Raw genomic sequence first — 17,553 nt, forward strand, 5'->3', positions numbered from 1 at the left:
AGTAGGACATAATCTGCACCTCAAATTAGGTGTCCAGGTTTTGGGGTGCAGATCATGTTATCAAATTATTAAGGTCTATTATTCTCCATAATACGCTTTACGCATTAACTCTTCCATATCTTCAATCATCGCTAAGCGTGGATTCGCTGGCGTACATTGGTCTTCAAATGCGTTTAAGGCTAATTCACGGAGTGATCCGAGGAATTCTTTTTCATCTACACCTTGATCGCGTAAAGACATTTTCACGCCACAACGAATAGCTAGGTCGTGTACCGCTTTTGCATAAGATTCCACGGCTTCTTCTGGAGTTGAAGCGGGTAAGCCAAGCATACGTGCAATATCTTGGAAGCGAATATCTGCTACATAGTTGGTATATTTCGGCCAGGTTGCCACTTTGGTTGGGCGTGTGCCGTTGTAGCGGATTACGTGCGGGAGTAAAATCGCGTTGGTACGACCGTGAATGGTGTGGAATTTACCGCCGATTTTGTGTGCCATTGAGTGACAAATACCCAAGAACGCATTTGCAAACGCCATACCTGCCATCGTTGAAGCATTGTGCATTTTTTCACGTGCAGTTTCGTCAAACTCTTTCACCGATTTCTCTAAGTTTTCAAACACCAATTTAATCGCTTGTAAGGCTAAGCCATCGGTATAGTCGTTTGCTAAAATCGACGTGTAAGCCTCTGTTGCGTGAGTTAATACGTCTAAACCTGTATCAGCCGCAACATGTGAAGGCACAGACATCACTAACGCTGGGTCAACAATCGCGATTGTTGGGGTTAATGAGTAGTCCGCTAATGGATATTTAATGTCTCCATCAGTAATTACCGCAAATGGAGTCACTTCAGAACCTGTACCTGATGTGGTTGGAATACCCACGAATTTCGCTTTGCGACCTAATTGTGGGAATTTGAACGCACGTTTGCGAATATCCATAAATTTTTGCACTAAATCTCGGAAATCGACTTCAGGTTGTTCATAGAATAACCACATAATTTTTGCTGCATCCATTGGTGAGCCGCCACCTAATGCGATGATGGTGTCAGGTTGGAAGCTACGCATTAATTCAGTACCGCGTTGTACAGTTTGCAAGCTTGGGTTTGGTTCTACATCAGTGAAAAGCTGGATCATCACTTTGTTACGGCGTAGGCGTAATTGTTCGGTAATACGATCCACAAAGCCTAAATCTACCATTGAACGGTCAGTTACGATCATCACTTTGTGAACGTCGTTCATGGATTTGAGGTATTGAATTGAGTCACGCTCAAAGTAGATTTTTGATGGCACTTTAAACCATTGCATATTATTTCTCCGTCTGCCCACACGTTTGATGTTAATTAAGTTCACTGCACTCACATTGTTGCCCACGGAGTTTTTACCGTATGAGCCGCAACCAAGCGTTAATGAAGGCAAGAAGGAGTTATACACATCACCGATACCACCAAATGTTGATGGTGAGTTCCAAATTACACGAATTGCTTTAACGCGTTCGCCGAAAGTTTTTGCTAATTCCGCATTTTGCGTGTGAATTGCCGCAGAGTGACCTAAACCGTGGAAGTTCACCATCGCTTTCGCTAATTCCAAGCCTTGTTCTGTGCTATTAGATTTTAATAATGCAAGCACTGGAGAAAGTTTTTCACGAGTAAGCGGTTCGCCCTCTCCCACGAAAGCACATTCTGCTAAAAGAATATTGGTTTTTGGTGGAACGGTAAAGCCAGCTTGTTCTGCAATCCACGCTGCTGGTTTACCCACCACAGCCGCATTTAATTTCGCACCTGCACAGTTTTCATCATTGGCTTTATCCACACCGAAGATGTATTTTTCAAGTAAGGCTTTCTCTTTTTTATTCACCAAATACACGCCGTAAGATTGCATCTCTTTGATGAAATCCACATAGATTTCCTTATCGACAATTGCAGCCTGTTCAGAAGCACAAATCATGCCGTTGTCGAATGATTTTGACATCACAATATCATATACCGCTTGTTTTAATTTTGCGGTTTTTTCCACATAAGCTGGCACGTTACCTGCCCCCACGCCTAATGCTGGTTTGCCGCAAGAGTAAGCCGCTTCTACCATTGCATTACCGCCAGTTGCAAGAATGGTTGCAATGCCAGGGTGTTTCATTAACGCAGAAGTAGCTTCCATAGATGGAATGGTAATCCATTGCACGCAATTTTCTGGTGCACCCGCAGCGACAGCCGCATCACGTACAACTTGTGCTGCATGAGCTGAAGATTGTTGAGCAGAAGGGTGGAAAGCAAAAATGATTGGGTTACGTGTTTTAAGGGCGATTAACGCTTTGAAGATAGTGGTTGAAGTTGGATTAGTGGTTGGAGTGATACCGCAGATAACGCCGACTGGGTCAGCAATTTCAGTGATACCTGTTACATCGTCTTCACTGATCACTCCCGCTGTTTTTAAGTGACGCATATTGTTCACGACATATTCACAGGCAAATAAGTTTTTGGTAGCTTTATCTTCGAATACGCCGCGACCCGTCTCTTCATATGCATGCATTGCCAACACACCGTGTTTATCTAATGCCGCTACAGATGCTTTTGCGACAATGTAATCCACTTGCTCCTGGTTTAAATGACGGAACTCATCAAGGGCTTTCAAGCCTTTTTCCACAAGTGTATTCACTTCCGCTTGAGCATCATAAGGTTGAGCAGTTTGAGTTGCTTTAGCCATAGTTTGGTTTCCTCTAAAAATTAAAAATCTAAAATTCTTTAACTGTTGAAATTATTATTCAACTGCAAACGATTTGCACCAAAATTTACTTACTCATAAGAGGTATTTTTGATCTAAGTCAATAGGAAGTCAAACAGTAAAATTTGAGTAACTCAATATTTACAAATGATTAACTTTTTATCAAAAATAGTTTATTAATTTATCGGTTTGTTGATGTTTTTGCATAACCAAATTTTAGTAAAGAAAATGTAAAAAAAGACCGCTTGTTTCCCTTATTTCCTTTGATTTAACCTAGAAAAAATAGCCCTTTTGAGCTAAAATCCTTCAGATTTTTACTTAAATAAGAAAGAGAATAACAATGTTAAACCAAAAACGAAAAATGTTGGTCACTTGTGCCCTGCCTTATGCAAATGGGGCAATTCACTTAGGTCATATGCTTGAGCATATTCAAGCGGATATTTGGGTGCGTTTCCAACGTATGTGTGGCAACGAGGTGCATTTTGTTTGTGCAGACGATGCACACGGCACGCCGATTATGCTTAATGCAGCAAAACAGGGGATTACGCCAGAACAACTCATTGAAAAAGCGAAAACCGATCACGTTGCTGATTTCAAAGGTTTTAATATCAGTTTTGATAACTACCACTCGACTCACAGCGAAGAGAACCGTGAAATTACGACTGCAATGTATTTAAAGTTGAAAGAAAATGGTTTTATTAAAAGTCGTGTAATTTCACAGCTTTTTGATCCTGAAAAAGCGATGTTCTTGCCAGATCGATTTGTAAAAGGAACTTGCCCAAAATGTAAAGCAGAAGATCAATATGGCGATAATTGTGAAGTTTGTGCCTCTACTTATAGCCCAATGGATTTAATCAATCCACGTTCAGCTGTTTCAGGTGCCACTCCTATTGTGAAAGAATCTGAACACTTTTTCTTTGACTTACCAAGTTTTGAAGGAATGTTAAAAGAGTGGACACGCTCTGGTTCACTTCAACCTGAAATTGCAAACAAAATGCAAGAGTGGTTTGAAAGTGGGTTACAACAATGGGACATCAGCCGTGATGCACCTTACTTTGGATTCCCAATTCCAGATACAGAGAACAAATTCTTCTATGTGTGGTTAGATGCACCAATCGGCTATATGGCATCATTCAAAAATCTTTGCGACCGCACAGGTATTGATTACAACGAATTCTGGAAAAAAGATTCAACAACAGAGCTTTATCATTTTATCGGTAAAGATATTGTTTACTTCCATAGCTTATTTTGGCCAGCGATGTTAGATGGCTGCGAACAACGTAAACCAACCAATGTGTTTGCTCACGGCTATGTGACGGTGGATGGCGTGAAAATGTCGAAATCGCGCGGTACCTTTATTCAAGCTAGCACCTATTTAAAACATATCGATCCTGAATGTTTACGCTATTACTACGCAGCAAAACTGAACGAGCGCATTGAAGATTTAGACTTAAGCCTTGAAGATTTCGTGCAACGTGTAAACAGCGACATCGTGAACAAATTAGTGAACTTGGCTTCTCGCAATGCAAGTTTTATTGCAAAACGTTTTGAAGGAAAATTGGCCGAAAAATTAGAAGATGAAGCACTTTTCGCTGAATTTGTTGCACAATCAGAGCAAGTTGCAGCACATTTTGAAGCACGTGAATATAATAAAGCAATTCGTTTAATTATGGATTTAGCTGACCGCGCAAACAAATATGTTGATGACAAAGCACCTTGGGTCATTGCTAAAGAAGAAGGGCGTGAAGCGGAATTACAAGCGGTTTGTTCAATGGGTATTGAATTATTCCGTGTGTTAATGAGTTATTTAAAACCCGTTTTACCACAGCTTGCAGAACGTGCTGAAGCGTTCCTACAAACAGAATTACGCTGGGAAACCATTACCCAACCATTATTAGGTAAAACAGTTGCACCATTTAAATCATTGTTCTCTCGTCTTGAGAAAAAACAGATTGATGCAGTGATTGAAGAAACGAAACAGCTTTTTGCCGAACAAACCAAAAACGAACCGAAAAAAGGAAAACAAGCGGTGGAAAATCAAGAAAATCTTGCAATTGAGCCAATTGCCCCAGAAATCACGATTGATGATTTTGCAAAATTAGATTTGCGCGTGGCTAAAGTGATTAGCTGTGAGGCGGTGCCAGAGTCGAATAAATTGTTAAAATTCCAATTAGATTTAGGCGATCACCAACGCCAAGTATTCTCTGGAATTAAAGCGGCTTATAATCATCCAGAAGAATTAAATGGTCGTTTTGTGATTATGGTGGCAAATCTAGCTCCTCGCAAAATGAAATTTGGTGTATCAGAAGGGATGATTTTATCGGCTGGTACAGGTGGTTCGGATCTCTTCTTGCTTTCAGGCGATGAAGGTATTCGCCCTGGTATGCAGGTGAAATAACATTTTCACAGATAATAAAAATGGTTGCTAAGGCAACCATTTTTTATGTCTAAGGTTTCAAATAAACCCGATAATTTTCACTCTCTTCTGTTGGCTTTTCCAACTCAACTTTCATCGTTTCTTTCGCACGTAAAGTAACGGGCTGCCAAGTTTGTGGCGAGTGTTCTGCGAGTTGAGTTACCCCTTTTCCGTCATACCAAAACAATTTATAAGCAAAATTCACCGCTTGTTCGCTTAGGTTTTTAACCGTTAAATGGTCTGATTTTGCCTTCACATCCAAAGTTGCATTTAAGCTTGCATCAATATTCACAATTGGGCTAGATTTAGGCGTGATATAGCTTTGCGGATTGCTGCCGCAAGCGGTCAAAAAGAGAGAAAAAATGGCTAAAGATAAAAATTTACGCATTTTATTTGCTCAACATTTTGCCTAATGGCTCGCCGCCAACCAAGTGCATATGGATGTGGAAGACTTCTTGTCCGCCATGAACATTGCAGTTCATAATTAAGCGGTAGCCATTTTCGGCAATACCTTCTTCTTTAGCAAGCTTTGAAGCAGCGGTGATTAAGCGGCCAAGCAAAAGCTCATCTTCGGCGGTTACGTGGTTAAGCGTTGGGATGAATTTGTTTGGGATGATTAAGATATGTGTTGCTGCTTGCGGTGAGATGTCGCGGAAAGCGGTCACTAATTCATCTTGGTAAACGATGTTCGCAGGGATTTCTTTGCGAATAATTTTGCTGAAGATAGTTTCTTCGTAGTTTTTTTCTGTAGTCATAGTTTGTTCCTCTTATTTTAAATTTAATGCTTTTGCCACTGGTGCAAAACTTTTGCGATGATATTGGGTTGCACCAAGTTCGGCAAGTTTTTCAAAATGCAGTTTGGTTGGGTAGCCTTTGTGTTTGGCGAAACCATATTCGGGGAATTGTTGGTCTAGTTCGTCCATCTCTTGATCGCGAGCGACTTTCGCCAAAATCGAGGCTGCACTAATCTCTTTAACCAAACTATCGCCTTTTACGACCGCTTGTGCGGGAATAGCAAGACTGGCTGGCACGCGGTTGCCATCGACAAGCACAAAATCAGGTTGAATGCTTAAGCCATCTACAGCACGTTGCATTGCAAGCATCGTGGCGTGAAGAATATTGAGCTCATCAATCTCTTCAGGTTCAGCTCGTCCGAGTGACCAACATAGTGCTTTCGCTTTAATCTCTTCAGCAAGGGCGAGGCGTTTTTTCTCACTCAATTTTTTCGAGTCTGCCAAGCCTTCAATCGGGTTATTTGGGTCTAAAATTACCGCAGCGGTCACAACTGCCCCGACTAACGGGCCTCTGCCGACTTCGTCCACGCCTGCAATGAGTTTGGCGTCGGGATATACAAATTCTGTCATTTTCTATAAATCTTCTGTTCTAAAATGGCGTTGGCTTTTGCTTTCGTTTCTGCTTTCGATCAAGCGGTGATAATTTTCAAAACGGATAGGATCGATCTCGCCTTTTTCGACCGCCTCTCGAATGGCACAACCTGGATCGCTGCTGTGTTTGCAATCGCGGAATTTACAGGTGCCGAGTACGCTTTGAAACTCACGGTAGCCGTCGGTAATTTGGTTCGGTTCTAAATGCCAAAGTCCAAATTCGCGGATTCCAGGGGAATCAATCAAATTCCCGCCAAGAGGCAGATGATATAAGCGTGAAGCGGTGGTGGTATGTTGCCCTAAGCCTGATACATCGCTCACCGCCCCTATCAAAGCATTAACCTCTGGTAAAAGTTGGTTGATAAGGCTTGATTTGCCCACGCCTGACTGTCCTACGAAAATGGAAGTACCCTTACGTAAATAGGCGTGCAGAGCTTCCATATTTTCGCCTGTGTTGGCTGAAAGCATCAAGGTTTCATAGCCAATTTTTTCGTAAATGGCTAACTGTTTTTTGACAGTTTGTCGCTCTTCTTCAGAGAGCAGATCAACCTTATTGAGCACGATTAACGCAGGAATATTTGCCGCTTCACAAATGACCAAATAGCGATCGATAATGTTGAGCGAAAGCGTTGGCAAAACGGCAGAGACGATAATAATCTGGTCGATATTCGATGCCATTACTTTGATACCATCGTAGTAATCAGGGCGGCTAAGTTCGTTTTTGCGCGGGTAAATGGCTTCAATCACCCCGATAATGCCTTGTAGTTGTTCATTACCAAGTCTCCAAGAAACCTGATCGCCAACCACCACATTTTTCAGCGTACGACGCAAATTACAGCGATAAATCTCACCTTGTTCGGTTTCTACATCAGCATGTTTTGCATGGCGAGTTACCACCACACCTTGTTGCACTTCGCCTAACATGTCATCTTGCCATTCTACTTCTTTTTTCGAGATTTTTTTATGGTGGTTGGATTGAATACGGCGTTGCTGGTTTTGGGTTAATCTTCTTTTGCTCAAAAGGATTTCTCATCAAAAATAAAATTGGGGCTAGCATACTAAAAATTAGCCTAAATAGCCAATTGAAACCGCCAATCTTTTCTTATAACATTAAAGCATAAAAATCAGCTAGCAAGGAAGAATATGAAACTACAACAACTTCGTTATATTGTCGAAATCGTCAATCAAAACCTCAACATTACCGAAGCAGCGGATGCCCTTTATACTTCTCAGCCAGGCATCAGTAAACAAGTGCGACTGCTAGAAAGTGAGCTCGGTATCAACATTTTTGAGCGAAACGGCAAACATATCAAAGGGCTCACGCCCGCAGGTGAGAAAATTGTGGCGATTTCACGTGAGCTTTTAGTGAAAGCACAAAGTATTCGAGCGGTGGCAGAAGAGCAAACTCGTCCGAATAGCGGTGTGCTTCGTATTGCTAGCCCGAATACACAAGCACGTTACGTGCTACCTAGTGTAATTGAACTTTTTAAGGCGAGGTATCCGAACGTCAGTTTGCATCTACATCAAGGCTCTCCAACCCAGATTTATGATGCATTGATGGCGGGAGAAGTGGATTTAGCCATTACGACCGAAGCACAATACCTGTTTGAAGATGCAATTTTGCTCCCTTGCTATATGTGGAACCGTTCGGTGATTGTAAAACCCGATCATCCGCTCGCAAAATATGTGAACCAACCTGAGAAATTAACTGTCGAAGAGCTCGGAAAATATGATTTAATCACCTATACTTTCGGCTTTACAGGGCAATCGGATTTGGACAAAGCCTTTAACAAAGAGGGTATTTTACCGAATATCGTTTTTACTGCGACCGATGCGGATGTGATTAAAACCTATGTACGCATTGGCTTAGGTGTCGGGATTATGGCGTCAATGGCACACACTGAAAACGACAACGATTTGCTTGCGATTAATGCTAGCCATCTGTTCCAGCCAAGTATGACGCAAATCGCTTTTAAACGTGGCACTTTCTTGCGTAATTATATGTATGATTTTATTAACTATTTCTCCCCGCATTTAACTCGAATGCAGGTAGAGCAAGCTGAACAACTGCGGGATAACAACGCTATTATGCGAATGTTTGATCACACACAGTTGGAAGAAAAATAAGGAAAACCCAATGACATTTTTCAAAAAAATCGCCTTTACTGGTGTTGTAATTTTTTCGATGATTTCGGCCGCTTACGCAGAGAATTTCAATATCAAATATAGTTCAAACTACTTAATGCCTGCTTATGTGAACTTCAAACACGATAGTGGAAGATATGAAATTCAATCAAAGATCAACGTGCCACTTTATAACATTGTATTTACCGCAAAAGGTACGGAGAAAAACGGTATTTTTAATATGTTAAGCTACCGGGATACTCGCAATGGAAAAACCTATGCTTTAGCGGAAATTGATAGCCAAAGCATTCAATACGGCAAAGCGAAAGATCCACTTACAACTGAGCCTTTAACAATGCCAACTTTTGACCTATTTACCACGGCATTCCAGTTGAGCTACTACGATAAATTGCCAACCAGCTTCCAAACCACAAACGGTAAAAAACTCTATCCAACACCGAATGTGAAGTTGAAAAAATCGCAAAAAGCGGTAATGGAAGATGGCAAAACTTATCAAGAAATAACCTATAGTTTCACAACTACTGACCATAAAGCAATTACGGTAAAAAAATTTGAGGGCGAAAAATTTCCACGCTTTATTTCTTACAATCGTGATGGCGATAATTATGAGTTGAAGTTTGATAGTTTTGTAAAATAAGTCATTCTGATAAAAATAACCCGCTTGTATTGCTACAAGCGGGTTATTTGCTTTAGTGTTTTACCAATTAGTTAGCGATGCGAGGGGCTGAATGCACGTGGCTGTCTGCCGCTGCGTGTCCTGCTGCCCCTTTGCCGTGGAAGTAATATTTTGAATGATTCCACACACGAATTTGGAATGCTGGTGCTGTTGGCTCTTTGTTCTCTGCTTTAGTCATCTCTGCTTTGGTATGTTCCACACGAGAGAATGTACCTAAATGCCCTTCAAACACATATTTGCTTTGGTAAGTGGAAACAGGCACGACAATCGCTTTTGGCTCAGTCGCTTCAATTGCAGGTGCAACCGTTGCTTGAACCATCGCAGTTTGAGTGTTGAGATTACCACGGCGTTCGTGGTTTTCTTTTACTAAATCACGATCAGAGGGTTGGCTCACCACTCCGCCAAATGGTGCAATATGTTCTGCTACGGTAGTGACTTCGGATTTTTGTTCATAAGCTACTGGATGCATTTCACGTTTGTGATGCTCTTTCACTAAATCACGATTAGTAGGCTGGCTAACAAAACCACCAAATGGCACAGTGCTTTCCACTTTGCGTTCTACTTTTTCCGCCACTTGTTCCGTTTTCATTTCGGCTGAAGTCGCTTGCTGTTCGAGTATTTCATCCACTGACAAGAAATTTTGTTTTTCTTTCACTGGTTTTTGAGGGCGAACGTTAATTGCCAGTAAAATTTTACCGCTTGCGGCTTCTGGTGAAGCAACAGCAGAAGTTAATGGCATCGCACGTACACGAACATTGGATTGGCGATTATCACGACGGCGTTGGTTGCCTACGCGTAAGTGGCGAGGCAGGCGACGTTGGCGGCCGTTTTCGCGGTTGTTCTCGTTGCTTTCTACATGCTCTTCGTTTGTGGTTTCAGCTTCAAAAAGCGGTTGAATTTTCGGTGCTTTTTGCACTTCTAGTTTAACCTGAGCTTGCTCTTGCACAACTGTTGCGTTTGCTTTTTCGCCGTTTTCAATGGCTTCAACGTTATTTTCTATGCGAACTTTTTTGCGTAAATCGCGGCGTTGGCGACGCTCTGCAACTGGAGGTGATTTTTCTACCGCTTCTGATACGCCAGCCGTTTCTTCTACAATTTGACGACGTGGCTGACGCTCTTTGCGTTCTGCTTTTTCGGCTTTCGCTTTTTCGTCTTGCTGTGCTTTACGTTGTTCTTGGCGTTCTTGACGATCAGCACGGTTATTGCGCTGACGACTATTGCGGCGTTCGCGAGGGTTGCGAGATTTCGCTTTCGGTTTCTCTTCTTCCTTCGGTTCTTCGCTGAAAATCGCTTTAATTTTCGCAATAATGCGGCTTAATAGAGACGGTTTTGCAGGCTCAGCAGGCGTTGGTGCTGGTTGAAGATTAAGCTCTGTGCTGTTGAGTACAGATTCCACGGTAATCACTGGCTCATTACGGCTCACTAAAGCTTCGTCTGAATGTGAGTGATGATATGGATTTTGCTCATCATCTTGGCGTGCTAAATAGCGTTTTGCCAAGTCGTAGCTTAACATCGGCTCGATTTCATTCTCGCGCAAGCGGTAAACGCTAAAGTGTGGCGTTTCCATACTTTCGCTTGGCACAACCACCACGCTCACATCTTGGCGAGACTCAATGCCTGAAATCGCTTTACGTTTTTCGTTCAATAAGTAAGAAGCGACTTCTACAGGCACAATCGCGTGAATTTGTGAAGAGTTCTCTTTGATAGCCTCTTCTTCCACTAAGCGTAAGATAGAGAGTGCGATCGATTCGTTATCGCGCACTTTGCCTGTACCTTGACATCGCGGACAGATATGGCTTGATGCTTCGCTTAATGATGGGCTTAAGCGCTGGCGGCTCATTTCAAGCAAGCCAAAGCGTGAAATACGGCTGAATTGGATGCGAGCACGGTCTTGGCGAGTTGCTTCACGAATGCGGTTTTCCACCTCGCGTTGGTGGCGAACAGGGGTCATGTCGATGAAGTCGATCACAATTAAACCACCCAAGTCACGTAAACGTAATTGGCGTGCGATCTCATCTGCCGCTTCTAAGTTGGTGTTGAGTGCAGTTTCTTCGATGTCGCCACCACGAGTTGAGCGTGATGAGTTGATATCGATTGCCGTTAATGCTTCGGTTACATCAATGACAATGGAACCGCCAGATGGCAAGCGAACTTCACGTTGGAATGCGGACTCAATTTGCGATTCGATTTGATAATGGCTGAAAAGTGGTACTTCACCTTCGTATAAACGCACGCGATTGATGAAATCTGGACGCACTAAACGAATATGATTTTTCGCTTTTTCGAAGATTTTTTTGTTATCGATTAAGATTTCACCAATGTCGCGACGGAGGTAATCGCGAATAGCGCGCACGATTACATCGCTTTCTTGGTGAATTAAGAATGGTGCAGAGCGAGATTGTGCCGCATTTTTAATTGCTTCCCAGTGATGCAATAACACTTTTAAGTCCCATTGCAACTCTTCTGGTGATTTGCCTACGCCTGCGGTACGCACGATTAAGCCCACATCTTCAGGCACATCTAAGCAATCTAACGCTTCTTTGAGTTCTAAACGCTCATCGCCTTCAATACGGCGAGAAATTCCGCCTGCACGTGGGTTGTTTGGCATCAATACTAAGTAACTACCTGCAAGTGAAATAAACGTGGTTAAGGCTGCACCTTTGTTACCACGTTCTTCTTTGTTCACTTGAACGATCACTTCTTGCCCTTCTTGAATAATATCTTTAATATTCGGGCGGCCACTGAATTCATAACCTTCAGGAAAATATTCGCGTGAGATCTCTTTTAAAGGCAAAAAGCCATGACGCTCAGCACCGTAATCAACAAATGCGGCTTCAAGGCTTGGTTCAACGCGGGTAATTTTCCCTTTGTAAATATTTGATTTTTTTTGTTCGTGCCCTGGCGACTCAATATCCAGATCGAATAAACGCTGCCCATCAACAAGGGCAACGCGCAACTCTTCTTTTTGAGTTGCATTGATTAACATACGTTTCATTGTGTTTCTCTTATCTTTTTTGTTGTTGCTTGAGTTATTGCGTATTTTCAAATGACTCAACAGATTGTAGTCATTCCCGCCAATCTCGCGACTGTCTTCGCTTTAACTATGAATTAACGATAAACTTTTGTCTTACGCCCATTTTGTTTGTCTAAAATGGCTGCAAAATCAAAGGGTTATACTCTAAAGGAGTATTTTACTTACAAGAGCAAAAAGGTTTCTTTTTACCAGAATTTACAGACAAAAAGAGGGTTATATTATCGCATTTTGAAGGCTAAAAAGGCAAGGTAAATCTGCCCAGTAAAGTCGTTTAGATATGTGCGAGTTTCAGACAGTTTGAACAAAAAACAATGAAAATAACCTAGGCTAGTGCTATGATACTAGAGTACTTTTTATTCTCTCTTTTAAGGATAATCCCATGAAAAAATCTCTCCTCGCATTGCTGATTTCTTCCGCTTTTCTTCTGTCAGCTTGTAACGAAAAAGATACTCAAGCCCTTAACGAAAAATTACAACAAGCCGAACAAACCATCACCCAACTTAATCAAGATCTTGCAAAATCCCAGCAAGATTTAACCGCTTTACAAGCAGAACAAAGCAAGTTACAAGCACAATTGCCCGCACTTGATGTGACAATTGAACCATTATTTTCAAAATCAGAACAGGTAAAATTACCCGCAGGGAATGATTTTGGACGAACAGAAAGTGAGCTTTATTATTTTACAAGTATGGCAAAAACAGGCTTAGATTGGCTGGATAATTTACTGATTCGCCATACCTTGCTTAACCATGATGGAAAAATCAATCATCAAGTGACAGGGACAGAAAGAGAAGAAGCTTTAAAATTAATCGAAAAAAATTATCAAGATTCAAAAGCAGCATTACAAGAATATGGCGATATTGCGATTCGTGATAGTTCACAAATGGCATATGTTGGGCAGCGTGGCAATATTGCCACCTTCATTCAATATTGGGATAACTACACGGGCGGTGTACACGGACTTTATGGCACGAATTACTTCAACGTAGATTTAAACAAAAAAACTGTGATTTCGTTGGATAGCTTGATGTCGAAAGCACACCAAGAACAAGCTAAAGAGATTTTATGGAATAGCTATTTAGAAAAAACAAGAATGGAAGCTCAAGACGAAAAAGCTGAGCCATTTACCCCCAAAGCGGACTTTGATTTAGTGGATAACTTCTATTTCACTCACGAAGGGATTAATTTTGTTTATCCTGTTTATGCTTTAGCTCCTTTTGCTGAAGGCGAAGTGACTTTGACTTTATATTGGAATGATGCGAATAAATTGGTATCAAGTGATTATCAGAGAACTAAAAAAGATGGGATGGGACAGGCGCCCGAAGAGGAGTAATTTATGATAAAACCCCAAACAGATGTTTGGGGTTTCAATTATTTCTTAGATAATTAAGCAGGATGACGAGTTGCTACTTCTTTTAATAACGTTTGTAATTCGCCTTTTTGTGCCATTTCTAACACAATGTCGCAACCGCCGATTAACTCACCTTCTACCCATAATTGTGGGAAAGTTGGCCAGTTTGCGAATTTTGGTAATTCTGCACGAATATCTGGGTTGGTTAAAATATCTACATAGCCAAAAGGCACTTGGCAGTTAATAACTGCTTCTACTGCACGAGCAGAGAAACCGCATGATGGGAATTTTGGCGAACCTTTCATATAAAGTAGAATTGGGTTTTCGCTGATTTGTTTTTTGATTTTGTCGATAGTTTCCATTGTATCCTCAAAGAATTGTCGGTAAAAAGTTGACTGATTATATCAGCTTTTATGTGAATAAAAAATAACTAAAGGGTGATATCCCGACGCCCAATAATGGAATGCGAAAGTGTACTGCCATCGACCATTTCAAGTGATCCACCCATTGGTACACCATAGGCAATGCGAGTAGCTTTTATGTTGTATATTCTGCACATATCAGCGATGTAATGTGTGGTTGCTTCGCTTTCGACATTTGGATTCGTTGCTAAAATCACTTCGTGGAACGATTCATTTTCTAAACGTTGTTGTAATAAATCCAAGCCAATCTCACGTGGACCAATACCATCAATAGGGGAAAGATGCCCCATCAGCACAAAATATCTGCCTGAAAATTGCCCTGTTTGCTCAATCGCTTGAATATCTTCTGGCATTTCCACAATGCAAAGCTGCCCGCTCATTTGGCGACGCGGATTACTACAAATGGTACATTGCTCTTCTTCGGTAAAAGTACGGCACGATTGACAATGCCCGATATGTGTCATCGCTTCGTTTAACGCTTTGGAAAGATGAAGTCCGCCCACACGGTTGCGTTGCAGAAGATGAAATGCCATACGCTGTGCCGATTTAGGTCCTACACCAGGGAGGGCTCTAAGTGCTTCCATTAAATTTTCAAGTAAAGGGCTTGTTTGCATAGGTTTGAATTAGATTTTAGAAGTGAAAATTCCCTCCCTCCGTTTACGGAGGGAGGTGCCGGAGGCGGAGGGAGGGAATGCAATGATTAAAACGGCAACTTCATTCCCGCAGGTAAATTCAACCCTGCTGTTACACTTGCCATTTTCTCTTTTTGTAACTCTTCCGCACGGCGAACCGCATCGTTAAATGCCGCAGCGATTAAATCTTCTACCATCTCTTTATCATCTTCCATCAATGACGGATCGATTTCGATGCGATGGCAGTTGTGCGCACCGTTAATGGTGACTTTTACCAAGCCCGCACCAGATTCGCCTGTGACCTCAAGTTGAGCAATCTCTTCTTGCATCTTTTGCATTTTTTCTTGCATTTGTTGAGCTTGCTTCATTAAGCCGCCTAAACCGCCTTTTCCAAACATAGTCGTTCCTTATATAAATAGAGATAAAAAATAAACGGTTCATTTTACTGAACCGTCTAACTTTAGGCAAGCGGTGAAATTTGTTTTCGCTTTTGCAAAATAAGGGAAGAATTACACCGCTTGTTCGCGAGCCACTGCACGGTAGCCAATATCACGACGATAGAAACGCCCTTGCCATTGGATTTGTTCTGCCAATGTCAACGCAGATTGTTGTGCTTTATACACCGAGTTGCCTAATGCAGTTGCACAAAGCACGCGTCCGCCATTCGTGAGTAATTTATCACCTTGTTTTTCTACGCCTGCAAGAAAAACTTTTTGCGTTGCAGTTTCTGATGGAATGTCTGAGATTTCATCACCTTTGCGGTAATTATTTGGGTAACCTTCCGCTGCAAGTACAATGCCAAGTGCAGCTTGTTCACGCCATTCTGATTGAATTTGATCTAATTCGCCATCGCACGCTTTTAAGCAAAGTTCAACTAAATCAGACTTTAAACGCATCATAATTGGCTGGGTTTCAGGATCGCCAAATCGGCAGTTAAATTCAATCACTTTTGGCTGACCATTTGGCATAATCATCAAGCCCGCATAAAGGAAACCTGTGTAAACATTATTTTCAGCTGCCATTCCACGAACGGTTGGATAGATAATTTGCTCCATCACACGTTGGTGGATTTCTGGCGTTACTACTGGCGCTGGAGAGTACGCCCCCATTCCGCCTGTATTCAAGCTTTTATCTCCCTCGCCAACACGTTTATGGTCTTGACTAGTTGCCATTGGTTCGACATTTTTACCATCTACCATCACGATAAAGCTTGCTTCTTCGCCATCTAAAAATTCTTCGATAACCACACGACTCCCCGCATCGCCAAAAGCGTTTCCAGAAAGCATATCTTTAACTGCGTCTTTGGCTTCTTGCATCGTCATCGCAACAATCACGCCTTTGCCTGCCGCCAAGCCATCAGCTTTAATCACAATCGGTACGCCTTTTTCGTGTAAGTATGCAAGTGCAGGTTCAACCTCAGTGAAGTTTTGATATTCTGCGGTTGGAATTTTGTGACGAGCTAAGAAATCTTTCGCAAAGGATTTTGAACCCTCTAATTGTGCAGCGGTTTGCGTTGGTCCGAAGATTTTTAAACCATTAGCACGGAAAGCATCGACCACGCCTGCCACGAGCGGCGCCTCAGGGCCTACAATGGTTAAGCCGATTTGGTTCTCTTTGGCAAATTGCACCAAAGCGGTTAAATTTGTACCAGAAATGGCGACATTTTCAATGCCTTCTTCTAATGCCGTGCCTGCATTACCTGGTGCAACAAAGACTTTGTCCGCCAAAGGCGATTGACGTACTTTCCAAGCTAAAGCGTGTTCACGACCACCGTTACCAATAATGAGAATATTCATTTTAAATCCTTAAAATTAAACAAAGCAAACGATTGCGTAAGTTTACGCTATTTTCCAAAAAACACCTAGCAATAAAATTTGCAAATCTTTTTTAAAATTTTACCGTTTGAATTTTATGCTTTTGCTTGATCAAGCGGTTGAAATCTGTATAATTGCCCCATTCAGTCACATTTGTTTTTTAATCCTTGCTTCCACAAGTTGGTGACTGGCTAAAGTTGGAGGCTGCTAACCCGTAAGGATAGTCAATGCGTCACTACGAAATCGTTTTTATGGTTCACCCGGACCAAAGCGAACAAGTACCAGCAATGATTGAGCGTTACACAGCATCTATCAAAGAAGCTGGCGGTCAAATTCATCGCTTAGAAGATTGGGGTCGTCGTCAATTAGCATACCCAATCAACAAACTTCACAAAGCACACTACGTGTTAATGAATGTAGAAGCACCACAAAGTGTAATCGATGAGTTAGAAACTAACTTCCGTTACAACGATGCAGTTCTTCGCAACTTAATCGTTCACACTAAAGCTGCAGTAACTGAAGCTTCACCAATGGCTAAAGCAAAAGAAAGCAAAGCTGTTGAAGCAGCAGCTGAAGTAGAAGCAGGCGAATAATTTTGCCGATTGAAAATCGTTTAAGTTTAACGGGTGAAGTCGTCAGTTTAGTCAAACAAAAGCAAAGCCCTTTAGGCATTCCAAATTACCGATTTTGGTTAGAACATCGTTCAACACAAACAGAAGTGAATTTAGAACGCCAAGCTTGGTGTAAAATCCAAGTAGTTTTAAACGGTAGTCAATTTAGTTTAATAACCCAACAAATTAAGCTCGGTAGCAAAGTTTGTGTTCAAGGATTTCTTAATACACACAAAGACTACAACGGCAACAGCCAATTAGTTTTACATACCGAACATATTGAATTTATAGATCAGGAGAAGCCAAATGGCACGTTATTTCCGTCGTCGTAAGTTCTGCCGTTTCACAGCGGAAA

General features: G+C 41.8%; 16 protein-coding genes. 6 read left to right on the forward strand and 10 right to left on the reverse strand.

Translation table 11 applies throughout. The features are described 5' to 3' along the window. Nucleotides 1-78: 78 nt before the first annotated feature. Nucleotides 79-2,694 (reverse strand): bifunctional acetaldehyde-CoA/alcohol dehydrogenase, encoded by a 2,616-nt coding sequence (gene adhE / locus QMF79_RS01225; RefSeq protein ID WP_281772448.1) that lies wholly within the window; start codon nucleotides 2,692-2,694, stop codon nucleotides 79-81. 358 nt (nucleotides 2,695-3,052) lie between these two features. Here adhE and metG point away from each other — a divergent pair, with 358 nt between their 5' ends. Continuing rightward, complete coding sequence (gene metG / locus QMF79_RS01230) at nucleotides 3,053-5,110, forward strand: methionine--tRNA ligase (RefSeq protein ID WP_281772449.1); 2,058 nt, start codon at nucleotides 3,053-3,055, stop codon at nucleotides 5,108-5,110. Nucleotides 5,111-5,159: 49 nt separating this feature from the next. Here the strand turns inward: metG and QMF79_RS01235 are convergent, their stop codons facing one another. The 4 genes from QMF79_RS01235 to rsgA are packed head-to-tail and all read right to left on the reverse strand — an operon-like array spanning nucleotide 5,160 to nucleotide 7,533. Beyond that, nucleotides 5,160-5,516 carry a YcfL family protein gene (locus tag QMF79_RS01235; RefSeq protein ID WP_281772450.1) on the reverse strand — a complete coding sequence of 119 codons (357 nt, stop codon included), beginning with the start codon at nucleotides 5,514-5,516 and terminating at the stop codon, nucleotides 5,160-5,162. A 1-nt stretch (nucleotide 5,517) separates the two neighbouring features. After that, nucleotides 5,518-5,883 (reverse strand): HIT domain-containing protein, encoded by a 366-nt coding sequence (locus QMF79_RS01240; RefSeq protein WP_281772451.1) that lies wholly within the window; start codon nucleotides 5,881-5,883, stop codon nucleotides 5,518-5,520. A gap of 12 nt (nucleotides 5,884-5,895) precedes the next feature. Beyond that, entirely contained in the window at nucleotides 5,896-6,492 is a 597-nt protein-coding gene (gene rnhB, locus QMF79_RS01245) for a ribonuclease HII (RefSeq protein ID WP_281772452.1), read from the reverse strand. A 3-nt stretch (nucleotides 6,493-6,495) separates the two neighbouring features. Beyond that, nucleotides 6,496-7,533: a small ribosomal subunit biogenesis GTPase RsgA gene (rsgA, locus tag QMF79_RS01250; protein ID WP_281772453.1), complete on the reverse strand. Its 1,038-nt coding sequence runs from the start codon at nucleotides 7,531-7,533 to the stop codon at nucleotides 6,496-6,498. Between the two features lie 123 nt (nucleotides 7,534-7,656). Between rsgA and cysB the strand changes: the two genes are divergently transcribed. Both cysB and QMF79_RS01260 read left to right on the forward strand, forming a co-directional pair. Further along, nucleotides 7,657-8,640: an HTH-type transcriptional regulator CysB gene (gene cysB, locus QMF79_RS01255; protein WP_040218391.1), complete on the forward strand. Its 984-nt coding sequence runs from the start codon at nucleotides 7,657-7,659 to the stop codon at nucleotides 8,638-8,640. A 10-nt stretch (nucleotides 8,641-8,650) separates the two neighbouring features. After that, nucleotides 8,651-9,295, forward strand: coding sequence for a hypothetical protein (locus QMF79_RS01260; RefSeq protein ID WP_281772454.1), 645 nt, complete (start codon nucleotides 8,651-8,653; stop codon nucleotides 9,293-9,295). A gap of 67 nt (nucleotides 9,296-9,362) precedes the next feature. Here the strand turns inward: QMF79_RS01260 and rne are convergent, their stop codons facing one another. Then, on the reverse strand, nucleotides 9,363-12,329 hold the full coding sequence (gene rne, locus QMF79_RS01265) for a ribonuclease E (RefSeq protein WP_281772455.1): 2,967 nt from the start codon (nucleotides 12,327-12,329) through the stop codon (nucleotides 9,363-9,365). Nucleotides 12,330-12,747: 418 nt separating this feature from the next. Between rne and QMF79_RS01270 the strand changes: the two genes are divergently transcribed. Next, nucleotides 12,748-13,701, forward strand: a complete 954-nt coding sequence (locus QMF79_RS01270) for an RsiV family protein (protein WP_281772456.1) — start codon at nucleotides 12,748-12,750, stop codon at nucleotides 13,699-13,701. A gap of 53 nt (nucleotides 13,702-13,754) precedes the next feature. On the opposite strand, the gene grxD is transcribed toward QMF79_RS01270, so the two are convergent. From grxD to purD, 4 genes are all read right to left on the reverse strand, one after another. After that, nucleotides 13,755-14,081, reverse strand: a complete 327-nt coding sequence (gene grxD / locus QMF79_RS01275; RefSeq protein ID WP_281772457.1) for a Grx4 family monothiol glutaredoxin — start codon at nucleotides 14,079-14,081, stop codon at nucleotides 13,755-13,757. 68 nt (nucleotides 14,082-14,149) lie between these two features. Continuing rightward, on the reverse strand, nucleotides 14,150-14,755 hold the full coding sequence (gene recR, locus QMF79_RS01280) for a recombination mediator RecR (RefSeq protein ID WP_281772458.1): 606 nt from the start codon (nucleotides 14,753-14,755) through the stop codon (nucleotides 14,150-14,152). Between the two features lie 86 nt (nucleotides 14,756-14,841). Next, a complete protein-coding gene (locus tag QMF79_RS01285) occupies nucleotides 14,842-15,171 on the reverse strand; it encodes a YbaB/EbfC family nucleoid-associated protein (protein ID WP_281772459.1) in 330 nt (109 codons plus the stop codon). A gap of 111 nt (nucleotides 15,172-15,282) precedes the next feature. Beyond that, complete coding sequence (purD, locus tag QMF79_RS01290; protein WP_281772460.1) at nucleotides 15,283-16,569, reverse strand: phosphoribosylamine--glycine ligase; 1,287 nt, start codon at nucleotides 16,567-16,569, stop codon at nucleotides 15,283-15,285. 245 nt (nucleotides 16,570-16,814) lie between these two features. Here purD and rpsF point away from each other — a divergent pair, with 245 nt between their 5' ends. Together rpsF and priB are read left to right on the forward strand one after the other, a co-directional pair. Beyond that, complete coding sequence (rpsF, locus tag QMF79_RS01295) at nucleotides 16,815-17,180, forward strand: 30S ribosomal protein S6 (RefSeq protein ID WP_281772461.1); 366 nt, start codon at nucleotides 16,815-16,817, stop codon at nucleotides 17,178-17,180. A 2-nt stretch (nucleotides 17,181-17,182) separates the two neighbouring features. Further along, nucleotides 17,183-17,530 carry a primosomal replication protein N gene (priB, locus tag QMF79_RS01300; protein WP_281772462.1) on the forward strand — a complete coding sequence of 116 codons (348 nt, stop codon included), beginning with the start codon at nucleotides 17,183-17,185 and terminating at the stop codon, nucleotides 17,528-17,530. Nucleotides 17,531-17,553 lie beyond the last annotated feature (23 nt).

This window comes from Pseudohaemophilus parahaemolyticus, assembly GCF_938021905.1.
GTDB classification, from domain to species: Bacteria; Pseudomonadota; Gammaproteobacteria; order Enterobacterales; family Pasteurellaceae; genus Haemophilus_A; species Haemophilus_A parahaemolyticus_B.